The following is a 12,374-nucleotide window of genomic DNA, read 5'->3' as shown; positions in this document are numbered from 1 at the left end:
GATTATTGAAGGATTGGCTGAAGGAGATGAAGTCGTACTCTCCGTTAACGCAATATCTCCGTCTAATGATAGTGAAATTTATAGCATAGGATTGTGATGAAACAACCATTAATTGAACTAAAAAATATTGAGCGGCGCTATCTTAACGGTAATACCGAAACAACAGTACTAAAATCAGTTAATTTAAAAATCTATGCCGGCGACATGATTGCTATCGTAGGTGCTTCCGGCTCAGGTAAGTCAACCTTAATGAACATATTAGGTACTCTTGATATCGCAGATAACGGCGAATATTTGTTTCGAGGGCAAAATATTACTTCATTAAATGCTGATGAACTGGCTGAATTGCGCTGCCGTCATTTTGGTTTCGTTTTTCAACGTTATCATTTATTACCTCACCTAAGTGCAATAGGCAATGTAGAAATTCCTGCCATTTACTCTGCAACAGATAAGGAAAAAAGGACCAAACGAGCAATAGAATTGCTCTGTCGTTTAGGATTAGAAAAACATCTGGAACAAAAGCCATCACAGCTTTCCGGCGGTCAACAGCAGCGGGTTAGTATTGCTCGTGCGTTGATGAACGGAGGAGAAATTATTTTAGCCGACGAACCAACCGGTGCGCTGGATAGCCAAAGCAGCCATGAAGTACTAAAAGTTTTAAAAGAATTAAATCATCAGGGACATACCGTTATTTTGATTACGCATGATATGCACATTGCCCAACATGCAGACCGAATTATCACCATAAAAGACGGTGAAATTATCAATGATAATGATAACAACTACCTTGATACTCAGCCAAAAATTCAAACAGCTTGGAAAAAACCAAGTAATATCACTAACCGGTTTGCTTCACTGCTCAGCTATAACGAATCTTTTATTATGGCATTCAATATGATGCGAGCGCATAAAGTCAGAACATTATTAACAATGTTAGGGATTATTATCGGTATCGCCGCTGTCGTCTGTGTAATAGCATTAGGAGAAGGAACTAAAAATAAGGTATTAAATGAATTTAGCGCATTAGGAAGCAACACAATAGACATTTTTCCCGGCAAAAATTGGGGGGATACGGAAGCGTATAAAATTCAAACACTGAATAGTAAGGATTTAACTTTATTACGTCAACAACCTTATATCAAAGGTGCCACGCCTAATCTGATATTAGAATTGCCCGTTCGTTTTTTAAACAAAACGATTAATGCCACAATAAATGGAGTAGATCAGGATTTCTTTACATTAAAAAATTATAAACTGTTGAATGGCAGATTATTTAATCGACAAGATTCAGAGACCAATCAAGCAGTGGGTGTCATTGATAAAAAATCAAAAGAAGTAATTTTTGGTACGCAAACAATAGATGGTAAAACAGTTTTTATAGGTGATGTACCGGTTTTGATTATCGGCGTTGTAGAAGCCTCTTCTCAAATAGCAGAAGGACAACGGGCGACCATTTGGTTACCATATAATACTATGGTTGCACGCTTGCGTAACCAAGCTTACTTTCAGCAAGTCACCGTACAATTAGAACAGCATATTGACCCCGTAGTTGCCGACAAAGCTATTATTGATTTACTCACTGTCAAACATGGTAAAAAGGACTTCTTTACCTTCAGTAGCAGTAAATTTTTACAATCCTTAAATCGCACCACTCAAGCATTGACCTTAATGATATCTTCTATTGCCTTTATTTCATTAATTGTCGGAGGTATTGGTGTAATGAATATTATGTTAGTTTCCGTAATTGAACGGACAAAAGAAATAGGTATTCGAATTGCTGTCGGTGCAAAAGAAAAAGATATACTGCATCAATTTCTGATTGAATCGGCTACTGTTAGCCTTATCGGCGGTATTATTGGTATATTACTCTCATTACTGTTCGGTTCATTTTTTTCGCTATTGACCGAAAGTATTAAAATGCAATTCACACTTTCTTCATTTTTTGTTGCATTTTTATGTTCATCATTAATAGGCATCATTTTTGGTTATTTTCCGGCACGAAATGCCGCCCGTTTAAAACCGGTAGATGCACTATCCAGAGAATAAAACGTCATCTATTTATATTAAGTCCTTATTTATCTAAATATATAAGGACTTTAATAATTTTTAGTTATACGGTATTTACACAATACCGACATAATGTCAATAATTTTGACCGCTCTTTTGCGCGATCCAAGAATTTTTCCCGGTTTTTCACCAAACTGTGATCCAATTCACAGAAAAAATCCCCCACTTTAGGTAAAAATAAAGACAGAATGTTGAGGAAAATGATGTCAATATTTTATGTTTACGCTATTGGAAAAACGCTTTATTCAATTCTTATTTACACTGGTTTTATTAGCGCTTTTGCTTTTTTTAAACGGAATTTATGGTTTACAACTGATGTGTATTGCCGTCTTAGGCAACATTTGTTTATGGGGTGTTTTTATTACCATCAAATTATTGCAAACACCCCTGAATAAATCGCCCGCAAAATATTAACCGTAAATCCTACCACTTTTTCTTATTTCAATATTATCTTATTGAAAACTTTCTATTTTTCTACCGCCCTTTTCTTTAATTTCATTTTTAACTCTGTGATCTGCTTCAAGTATTTTTTTATTAAATCAGTTATTATGTAGCGGATAGTTTATATAAAGCTTGGGGGTGCGACCTTTGATGCTTGTATTCGTTTCTTAGGCGAAGATCCTTGGGTACGGTTGCGCGAATTGAAAAAAGCCATTCCGAAAACCCCGTTACAAATGTTATTGCGCAGACAAAATTTATTGGGCTATCGCCATTATGCTGATGATGTAGTGGATCGGTTTGTGGAACGTGCGGTGGATAACGGAATGTCAGTTTTCCGTGTATTTGACGCCATGAATGATCCACTCAATATGCAGCAAGCACTGAAAGCGGTACGCAAAAATGGCGCTCATGCACAAGGTACTTTAAGTTACACTACCAGTCCGGTACATACCTTAGAAACTTGGTTAAATACAGCCGAACAATTAATGGAAATCGGTATTGATTCCTTGGTGATTAAAGATATGTCAGGGATTTTGACGCCAGTTGATGCGTATAAATTAGTCAGTGAAATTAAACAACGGTATGATGTGCAACTGCATTTACATTGCCATTCCACCACCGGTCTTGCCGAAATAACCTTGTTGAAAGCGGTGGAAGCCGGTGTAGATGGAATTGACACCGCGATTTCTTCCATGAGCGGTACCTACGGTCATCCGGCAACAGAAGCCCTAGTCGCTGAGTTACAAGATACCCAATATGATACCGGTTTAAATATCCCGCAATTAGAAAAAATTGCCGCTTATTTCCGTAACGTGCGGAAAAAATATGCCAAATTTGAAGGGCAATTGCATGGTGTGGACAGCCGCATTTTAGTGGCACAAGTTCCTGGCGGGATGTTAACCAACTTGGAAAGTCAATTAAAACAACAAAATGCCTCCGACAAAATTGACTTAGTGTTGGAAGAAATTCCAAAAGTACGGGCGGATTTGGGCTATATTCCATTGGTTACACCGACCTCACAAATTGTCGGTACCCAATCGGTAATTAACGTATTGATGGGCGAACGTTATAAATCGATTGCCAAAGAAACTGCCGGTATTCTAAAAGGGGAATACGGGCGTACGCCGGCACCGGTCAATGCCGAATTACAAGCTCGGGTGTTGGAGGGTGGACAGCCAATTACCGACCGTCCGGCAGATCATCTTGCGCCAGAAATGGAGAAATTGATTGATGAAGTCAAACAACAAGCCAAAGAAAAAGGTATTCAATTGGCGGAAAATGAAATTGATGATGTGTTAATTGTAGCATTGTTCCCGCAAATCGGCTTGAAATTCTTAGAAAATTGTGGCAATCCGGATGCCTTTGAACCGGCGCCGACACTAGAAAATAAAGCGACAGAAACCAAAATAAACAAAAAATCGACCGCACTTGCGAAAACACCATAAAATCCGGCAGTTTACACCGTAGAATTGGAGGGTGGTTAAAGTGTCTGAAGGCGGTGAAATTGAGCAAATTAGCACTGCCTCTCCGGCACCAAGTGTCCCCACAACAACGCCAACCAATGTCGAAGGTACACCGGTCAGCGTGCCAATGGCAGGCAATATTTGGAAAGTTATTGCCACTGAAGGTCTGCGCGTGACGGAAGGTGATGTGTTGTTGATTTTGGAAGCCATGAAAATGGAAACGGAAATTCGTGCGTCCAAATCCGGTGTCGTGCAAGGTATCCGCGTGAAAACCGGCGATTCCGTTGCAGTTGGCACTACTTTGATGACCTTAGTGTAGGCGGTGAATATGGAAAGTATTTACGCCTTATTACGTGGCATGGGGATCATGCATTTAGAATGGGGACAGGCAGTGATGATGGCTGTCAGCCTCTTGTTACTGTGGCTTGCCATTGCACGCAAATTTGAGCCTTTGTTACTGCTACCTATCGGTTTCGGGGAATTATTATCCAATATTCCGGAAGCGGGTTTAGCAATGACTGCCTTGGATAATTTATTGCACCAAGGCTCAAGCGAACAACTGGCAATTATCGCCGCTAAGCTCAATAGTGCCGCCGATCCACAGGCAATAAAACTGGCGCTCGCCAACGCGTTGCCATCTCTGCAAAACGAACTGGAAGTGATGGCGGGCGATATGGGGTATGCCGCCGGCGTGTTAGCGCTGTTTTATAAAGTAGCAATTGGTTATGGCGTGGCGCCGTTGATCATTTTTATGGGCGTGGGCGCTATGACGGATTTCGGTCCGCTGTTAGCCAATCCAAGAACCCTATTATTAGGCGCTGCCGCACAATTTGGAATTTTTGCCACCGTTATCGGCGCATTATTATTAAATTGGATTGGTATCATTGATTTCACCTTGCCACAAGCTGCGGCGATCGGGATTATCGGCGGTGCTGACGGTCCAACCGCCATTTATCTTGCCGGCAAATTAGCACCGGAATTATTGGGCGCGATCGCTGTTGCTGCCTATTCTTATATGGCATTGCTACCCTTAATTCAACCTCCGATCATGAAAGCCTTAACCACACCACAGGAACGTAAAATCCGCATGGTACAATTACGTCAAGTCAGCCGGCGGGAAAAAGTGCTGTTTCCTATCGTGTTATTAGTTTTAGTTGCCTTATTATTGCCGGACGCTGCCCCATTATTGGGAATGTTCTGTTTTGGTAACTTAATGTGGGTCAGTGGCGTCGTTGAACGTTTAAACGACACCGCACAAAATGCCTTGATCAATATCGTCACTATCTTCTTAGGCTTATCTGTCGGAGCAAAATTGGTAGCGGATAAATTTTTGCAACCACAAACTCTCGGCATTTTGGTACTCGGTATTATCGCGTTCGGTATCGGTACCGCAAGCGGAGTGTTAATGGCAAAATTAATGAACCGTTTTAGCAAAAATCCGATTAATCCGTTAATTGGTGCCTCCGGTGTTTCTGCAGTACCTATGGCGGCGCGTGTTGCCAACAAAATAGGACTGGAATCCGATCATCAAAACTTTTTGTTAATGCACGCCATGGGACCTAATGTCGCGGGTGTTATCGGTTCCGCTATCGCCGCCGGTGTAATGTTAAAATACATTGCTATTATGTAATCATTTTTACCTAAATCTTATTATTTTATAAAATATAAGATTTAGGTATTAATATATGTTCTCGTATTTCTTCCTCACTTTTTTTTTTTTTTTTTTTAAATCAAAATAATTAATTAAAATAATAATTTCTAAAAGAATAAATAACTAAAAAAAGAATAAAAACAATGATTATCAAATATTTTTATCTATTGACTGGTTAAAATAATCCGTTATATTAAAAGCCTTATTTTTAATTGAAGGTTTAAATTATGTCAAAATCAAATAATCAACGTGAAACCTTTTCCAGCCGAAAAGCGTTTATTATTGCGGCTATCGGTTCTGCAGTAGGATTAGGGAATATATGGCGTTTCCCCTATGTTACTTATGAAAACGGAGGCGGTGCATTTGTTATTCCTTATATTATTGCATTATTAACTGCCGGTATTCCGTTATTGTTTTTAGATTATGCTATCGGTCATCGTCACCGTGGAGGCGCACCGCTTTCTTATCGACGTTTTAATCGTCATTTTGAAACATTCGGCTGGTGGCAAGTGATGGTGAATGTAATTATTGGTATTTACTATGCCGTTATTCTTGGCTGGGCTGCAAGTTATACTTATTTTTCCATCAATGGGGCTTGGGGCGATAAACCGATTGATTTTTTCATTGGCGAATTTTTGCGTATGGGAGATATTAATCAAGGGGTAAGTTTTGAATTTGTAAGCATGGTTACCGGTCCGTTAATTGCAGTATGGTTAGTGGCATTAGGTGTTTTAGCATTGGGTGTACAAAAAGGAATTGCTAAATCTTCCGGAATATTAATGCCTTTACTGATTATTATGTTCATAATTTTAGTTATTTCCGCACTTTTCTTACCGGGTTCAGAAAAAGGTCTGGATGCGTTATTTACTCCGAATTGGTCAAAATTATCCGATCCAAGTGTATGGATTGCAGCTTACGGGCAAATATTTTTCTCACTATCTATTTGCTTCGGTATTATGATCACCTATGCCTCTTATTTGAAAAAAGATTCCGATTTAACCGGTAGTGGCTTGGTGGTTGGATTTGCAAACAGCAGTTTTGAAATTTTAGCCGGTATTGGTGTATTCGCCGCACTTGGTTTTATGGCAACCGCTGCCGGTCAAGAAGTTAGTGATGTAGCGAAAGGTGGTATCGGATTGGCGTTTTTTGCATTCCCGACAATCATTAACGAAGCCCCGTTTGGTGAAGTGTTAGGCGTATTATTTTTCGGTTCATTAACCTTTGCTGCATTGACTTCATTTATTTCTGTCATTGAAGTAATTATTTCCGCAGTACAAGATAAATTAAGATTAGGGCGGGTAAAATCCACTTTTATTGTTGGAATTCCAATGATGTTTGTCTCAATTTTACTATTTGGTACAACAACTGGGTTACCTATGCTAGATGTACTGGATAAATTCGTCAACTATTTCGGTATTGTTGCAGTAGCCTTTGTTTCATTAGTAGCTATTGTGACCAATGAAAAACTAAGTACATTAGGAAATCACTTAAATGAAACCTCTTCTTTTAAAGTAGGTTTTTTCTGGCGTTTATTTATCATCTTAACCACCGGCGTACTTGCCTTTATGTTGTTAAGTGAAGGAGCAAAAGTATTATCGGAAGGTTACGAAGGCTACCCAAGTTGGTTTGTAAATATCTTTGGTTGGGGAATGTCTATCGGTTTATTTGTGGTTTCATTTCTATTGTCCCGTTTAAAATGGAAAGATGAGCATTTAGCTGAGCATAGAGGAGAATAATGATGAGCAGTATTGCAATTTTGATGATGGTTATTGCGTTAGTAATTATTTGGGGTGGACTATTATTTGCGGTTAAACGCCTTCCTAAAGAAGGATAACATTATCAGATAGAAAAAAGGGTTCAAAAAAACGAACCCTTTTTTATTAAAGTGCGGTCAAATTAGCGTCTGTTTTTCACTAATTTTTCCGTCAATTCGTAAGCACGTAATTTTGCTAATTCTCTTGAAAGTTTAGATGCCAACATCTCATAATTTGCATCTTTTGCGCCTGATACGATATTTTGTTCCGCACGACGTTTAGCTTCCAAAATACGATCTGCATCAAGCTCTTTTCCACGAATAGCAACATCAGCAAGCACGGTAACAACTGTCGGTTGTACTTCCAAAAAACCACCGGAAACATAAATTACTTCTTCGTTACCGTTTTCAAGCGTTAACTTTACAATACCCGGCTTAATCGCAGTCATTAACGGAGTATGTCCCGGCAAAATACCTAATTCCCCCTCAATACCGGAAGCCTGAATACTTTTTACCTCGCCGGTAAAAATGCTTTTTTCTGCGCTTACTACTGTTAATTTAAGTGTTGCCATTTTTTTCTCCTTCAAGTTTGCTGTTTTTCAGTCTTGAAGTGATTACATTTTTTTGGCTTTTTCTAGCACTTCATCAATTGAACCTACCATATAGAACGCTTGTTCCGGAATATGGTCGTATTCGCCATCTAAAATACCTTTGAAACCACGAATAGTATCTTTCAATGATACGTATTTACCCGGTGAGCCAGTAAAGACCTCTGCTACGAAGAACGGTTGTGATAAGAAACGCTCGATTTTACGTGCGCGCGCCACCACTAATTTATCTTCTTCGGAAAGTTCATCCATACCAAGAATTGCGATAATATCTTTCAATTCTTTATAGCGTTGTAAAATCCCTTGCACACCACGAGCGACATCATAATGCTCTTGACCGACAATTAACGGATCTAATTGACGAGAAGTTGAATCTAACGGATCAACCGCAGGGTAAATCCCTAATGACGCGATTTGGCGACTTAATACAACAGTTGAGTCCAAGTGCGCAAAGGTCGTTGCCGGAGATGGGTCAGTCAAGTCATCAGCAGGCACATAAACCGCTTGCACGGAAGTGATGGAACCGGTTTTAGTTGAAGTAATACGCTCTTGTAATACCCCCATTTCTTCCGCCAATGTTGGTTGATAACCTACCGCAGAAGGCATACGACCTAACAAAGCTGAAACTTCTGTACCAGCAAGGGTATAACGATAAATATTATCCACGAAGAATAATACGTCACGCCCTTCATCACGGAATTTTTCCGCCATAGTCAATCCTGTTAAGGCTACACGTAAACGGTTACCCGGCGGCTCATTCATTTGACCATAAACCAAAGATACTTTATCCAACACATTGGATTCTGTCATTTCATGATAGAAGTCATTACCCTCTCGAGTACGTTCACCTACACCGGCAAATACGGAATAACCGGAGTGTTCGATCGCAATATTACGGATTAATTCCATCATATTAACGGTTTTACCTACACCCGCACCACCGAATAACCCCACTTTTCCCCCTTTTGCAAATGGGCAAATTAAGTCGATTACTTTAATACCGGTTTCTAATAATTCCGTACTGTTTGATTGTTCTTCATAGCTTGGTGCTGCACGGTGAATAGCCCAAGTTTCTTCCGCACCGACAGGTCCTTTCTCATCAATAGGTTCACCTAATACGTTCATAATACGACCTAAGGTTTTCGTACCAACCGGCACAGAAATAGGATTACCTGTATTTTCTACTTTTAAACCACGTTTTAAACCATCAGATGAACCCAGTGCAATACAACGCACTACACCACCACCTAATTGTTGTTGAACTTCAAGTGTTAATCCCGATTCAACTTTTAATGCATCATAAACTTTTGGTACTGCATCTTGTGGGAATTCAACGTCGATTACCGCACCGATAATCTGTACAATTTTTCCTGCTGACATTACCGTCTTCTCCATTAAATCGCTGCAGCGCCTGCAACAATTTCGTTTAATTCATTTGTGATACTTGCCTGACGAGCTTTATTATACACCAACTGCAAGTCATTAATTAAATTACCTGCATTATCTGTTGCTGCTTTCATCGCCACCATTCTCGCTGCTTGCTCAGAAGCTAAGTTTTCAACTACCGCTTGATAAACTTGTGATTCTAAATAACGAACCAACAAACTGTCCAATAAAACTTTTGGATCCGGTTCGTATAAATAATCCCAAGATTGTTTTTTCTCGCCTAAATTGTCATTATCCAATTCCGGCAACGGAACAAGTTTTTCAAACGTCGGTTTTTGCGACATTGTATTAATAAACTTATTATAAGCAATATAGATAGCATCTATTTTGCCTTCACGGTAAGCATCAAACATACGATTTGCAATACCGATAAGTTCTTCAACAGAAGGACTATCCCCCATACCGGAATGTTGTGCGACAACATCTAATCCCAGTGGATGGAAAAAACCAATCCCTTTAGAACCAATTAAACCAAGCGAAACTTCCACATTTTTCTCTTTCCAACCTTTAATTTCAGAAAGCGCTGTTTTAAATAAGTTTACGTTTAATCCGCCGCACAATCCTCGGTCTGTTGAAATTAACAAAACACCGACTTTTTTAATTTCTCGTTCAACTAAAAACGGATGTTTATAACCTACACTGGCTTTTGATACGTGGCTAATTACACTGCGTATTGCATCAGAATACGGACGTGAAGAAGACATTCGATCTTGCGTTTTACGCATTTTCGAAGCAGCAACCATTTCCATTGCCTTAGTAATTTTTTTCGTACTTTGCACACTGGAAATTTTGGTTTTTATCTCTTTTGCACCAGCCATTTCGTTTCTCCGTTACTGTCTCGTTACCACGAACTATTTGTTTTAAAACTATCTAAAATACCTTTCAATGTGCCTTTGATGTCATCATTGTAATTACCGGTATTGGTAAGTTCGCGCATAAAGTCAGCGTTATTGTGGTTAGCATACTCTAAAAGAGCGGATTCGAAAGAACCGATACGATGTAACTCAACATCATCTAAATAACCAAATTCAACCGCAAATAAGACTAATGCCTGTTCAGCTACGCTTAATGGTGAATATTGTTTCTGTTTCAACAATTCGGTTACTTTCTGACCGTGAGACAATTGTTTACGTGTCGCATCATCAAGATCTGATGCAAACTGAGCAAATGCCGCTAATTCACGATATTGAGCAAGTGCAGTACGAATACCACCCGCTAATTTTTTCACCACTTTGGTTTGTGCCGCACCACCAACCCGAGATACCGAAATACCCGGGTTAACTGCTGGACGAATACCGGAGTTAAATAAGTTAGATTCTAAGAAAATCTGACCGTCAGTAATTGAAATCACGTTAGTTGGAACGAAAGCAGATACATCACCAGCTTGTGTTTCAATAATCGGAAGTGCGGTCAAAGAACCGGTTTTTCCTTTCACTTCACCTTTAGTGAAGCGTTCAACATATTCCTCACTAACACGTGATGCACGCTCAAGTAAACGAGAATGTAGATAGAATACGTCACCGGGGAATGCTTCACGACCCGGTGGACGACGTAATAACAATGAAATCTGACGATAAGCAACCGCTTGTTTAGATAAATCATCATAAACAATCAACGCATCTTCACCGCGATCACGGAAATATTCACCCATGGCACAACCGGCATAAGGCGCAAGGTATTGCAACGCCGCAGATTCAGACGCAGACGCTACAACAACGATAGTATTTTTTAACGCACCATGTTCTTCTAATTTACGCACCACGTTAGCAATCGTAGATGCTTTTTGACCAATCGCTACATAAATACATTTAATACCTGAATCGCGTTGGTTGATAATCGCATCAATTGCTAATGCAGTTTTACCAGTTTGACGGTCGCCGATAATCAACTCACGTTGACCACGACCGATTGGAACCATGGAGTCAACCGCTTTATAGCCGGTTTGAACCGGCTGATCGACAGATTTACGATCGATTACCCCCGGTGCAATCACTTCAACCGGAGAAAATCCGTCGTTTTCAATTTCACCTTTTCCATCAATCGGTTGACCAAGGGTATTTACTACACGACCTAATAAACCGCGACCGACCGGAACTTCTAAAATACGTCCGGTACATTGAACTTCCATCCCTTCTGCTAAATCGGCATAAGGTCCCATCACTACTGCACCTACCGAATCTCTTTCAAGGTTAAGTGCCATAGCGTAACGGTTACCCGGTAATGCAATCATTTCCCCTTGCATTACATCACTTAATCCATGGATACGAATAATACCGTCGCTTACAGAAATAATCGTTCCCGTATTGCGAGCTTCGCTGACCACGTCAAACTGAGCAATCCGTTTTCTAATCAATTCACTAATTTCAGTTGAATTTAGTTGCATCTTCAATTCCTCTTATAATTGCAACTCATTTGCAAGGCGGTTAAGTTGTCCTCGACTACTTCCGTCAATCACAAAATCATCTGTACGAATAATAGCCCCTGCAATTAAGCTACTATCAATGCTGCAATTTAATTTCACTTTACGAGCAAGTCGTTTTTCCATTGCGGCGACAATTTTTTGCTGTTGTTTTTCATTTAATGGTTGAGCAGAGATAACTTCCACTTCGGCGATTGCATGATATTCTTCAACATAACGTTGAAATTCATCCGTCACGGCGGGAAGTACAGTTAAACGCTTATTTTCAGCCATTAACCGAACAAGATTTTGCCCTGATTTATCAAGTTGTTCACCACAAATTGAAATCACAGTGTCAGCCAATTTATCAGCTGATAAAGAGCTGCTTAGGAAAGCATTCATCGCATCATTTTTTACCGCTTCAGCGAGAAAATTCAGCATTTCAGCCCATTTTTTGACCGCACTTTTATCCGTCGCGGATCGTTCAACTGCAAAATCAAATGCTGCTTTTGCATAAGGACGAGCTATCGTAGTTAATTCTGACATA

General features: G+C 39.8%; 9 protein-coding genes and 1 pseudogene. 5 read left to right on the top strand and 5 right to left on the bottom strand.

All coding sequences use genetic code 11. From position 1 onward, the window contains the following. The first annotated feature begins 96 nt into the window (after positions 1 to 96). From CFY87_RS08445 to CFY87_RS08420, 5 genes and pseudogenes are all read left to right on the top strand, one after another. Positions 97 to 2,046, top strand: a complete 1,950-nt coding sequence (locus tag CFY87_RS08445; RefSeq protein ID WP_094946761.1) for a MacB family efflux pump subunit — start codon at positions 97 to 99, stop codon at positions 2,044 to 2,046. Positions 2,047 to 2,642: 596 nt separating this feature from the next. Continuing rightward, positions 2,643 to 4,290: pseudogene (oadA, locus tag CFY87_RS08435) on the top strand (sodium-extruding oxaloacetate decarboxylase subunit alpha); the annotation flags it as partial. 9 nt (positions 4,291 to 4,299) lie between these two features. Continuing rightward, positions 4,300 to 5,601, top strand: coding sequence for a sodium ion-translocating decarboxylase subunit beta (locus CFY87_RS08430; RefSeq protein WP_094946759.1), 1,302 nt, complete (start codon positions 4,300 to 4,302; stop codon positions 5,599 to 5,601). Between the two features lie 248 nt (positions 5,602 to 5,849). Continuing rightward, positions 5,850 to 7,358: a sodium-dependent transporter gene (locus tag CFY87_RS08425; RefSeq protein WP_094946758.1), complete on the top strand. Its 1,509-nt coding sequence runs from the start codon at positions 5,850 to 5,852 to the stop codon at positions 7,356 to 7,358. Beyond that, positions 7,358 to 7,456, top strand: a complete 99-nt coding sequence (locus CFY87_RS08420) for a methionine/alanine import family NSS transporter small subunit (RefSeq protein WP_115238748.1) — start codon at positions 7,358 to 7,360, stop codon at positions 7,454 to 7,456. The genes CFY87_RS08425 and CFY87_RS08420 overlap by 1 nt, the downstream gene beginning before the upstream one ends. A 62-nt stretch (positions 7,457 to 7,518) precedes the next feature. On the opposite strand, the gene CFY87_RS08415 is transcribed toward CFY87_RS08420, so the two are convergent. From CFY87_RS08415 to atpH, 5 genes are read right to left on the bottom strand one after another with little or no spacing between them, the layout of a single operon-like run. Continuing rightward, the gene (locus CFY87_RS08415) at positions 7,519 to 7,947 is read right to left on the bottom strand and encodes a F0F1 ATP synthase subunit epsilon (RefSeq protein ID WP_094946756.1); all 429 of its coding nucleotides are present in this window, start codon (positions 7,945 to 7,947) and stop codon (positions 7,519 to 7,521) included. Positions 7,948 to 7,989: 42 nt separating this feature from the next. Continuing rightward, positions 7,990 to 9,363, bottom strand: a complete 1,374-nt coding sequence (atpD, locus tag CFY87_RS08410; protein WP_094946755.1) for a F0F1 ATP synthase subunit beta — start codon at positions 9,361 to 9,363, stop codon at positions 7,990 to 7,992. A 14-nt stretch (positions 9,364 to 9,377) separates the two neighbouring features. Beyond that, positions 9,378 to 10,247: a F0F1 ATP synthase subunit gamma gene (atpG, locus tag CFY87_RS08405; protein ID WP_094946754.1), complete on the bottom strand. Its 870-nt coding sequence runs from the start codon at positions 10,245 to 10,247 to the stop codon at positions 9,378 to 9,380. A 23-nt stretch (positions 10,248 to 10,270) separates the two neighbouring features. Next, entirely contained in the window at positions 10,271 to 11,812 is a 1,542-nt protein-coding gene (gene atpA / locus CFY87_RS08400) for a F0F1 ATP synthase subunit alpha (RefSeq protein ID WP_094946753.1), read from the bottom strand. Between the two features lie 12 nt (positions 11,813 to 11,824). Then, the gene (atpH, locus tag CFY87_RS08395; RefSeq protein ID WP_094946752.1) at positions 11,825 to 12,373 is read right to left on the bottom strand and encodes a F0F1 ATP synthase subunit delta; all 549 of its coding nucleotides are present in this window, start codon (positions 12,371 to 12,373) and stop codon (positions 11,825 to 11,827) included. Position 12,374 lies beyond the last annotated feature (1 nt).

The sequence above is a fragment of the Actinobacillus seminis genome (genome assembly GCF_002263215.1).
Lineage (GTDB): Bacteria > Pseudomonadota > Gammaproteobacteria > Enterobacterales > Pasteurellaceae > Actinobacillus_B > Actinobacillus_B seminis.
This window is presented reverse-complemented; position numbering and strand designations above follow the sequence as displayed.

Coding starts and splice junctions, on each gene's coding strand:
- CFY87_RS08430 (WP_094946759.1), top strand. CDS start 4,300: ATGGAAAGTATTTACGCCTTATTACGTGGCATGGGGATCATGCATTTA.
- CFY87_RS08445 (WP_094946761.1), top strand. CDS start 97: ATGAAACAACCATTAATTGAACTAAAAAATATTGAGCGGCGCTATCTT.
- atpA (WP_094946753.1), bottom strand. CDS start 11,812: ATGCAACTAAATTCAACTGAAATTAGTGAATTGATTAGAAAACGGATT.
- CFY87_RS08420 (WP_115238748.1), top strand. CDS start 7,358: ATGATGAGCAGTATTGCAATTTTGATGATGGTTATTGCGTTAGTAATT.
- atpH (WP_094946752.1), bottom strand. CDS start 12,373: ATGTCAGAATTAACTACGATAGCTCGTCCTTATGCAAAAGCAGCATTT.
- CFY87_RS08415 (WP_094946756.1), bottom strand. CDS start 7,947: ATGGCAACACTTAAATTAACAGTAGTAAGCGCAGAAAAAAGCATTTTT.
- atpG (WP_094946754.1), bottom strand. CDS start 10,247: ATGGCTGGTGCAAAAGAGATAAAAACCAAAATTTCCAGTGTGCAAAGT.
- CFY87_RS08425 (WP_094946758.1), top strand. CDS start 5,850: ATGTCAAAATCAAATAATCAACGTGAAACCTTTTCCAGCCGAAAAGCG.
- atpD (WP_094946755.1), bottom strand. CDS start 9,363: ATGTCAGCAGGAAAAATTGTACAGATTATCGGTGCGGTAATCGACGTT.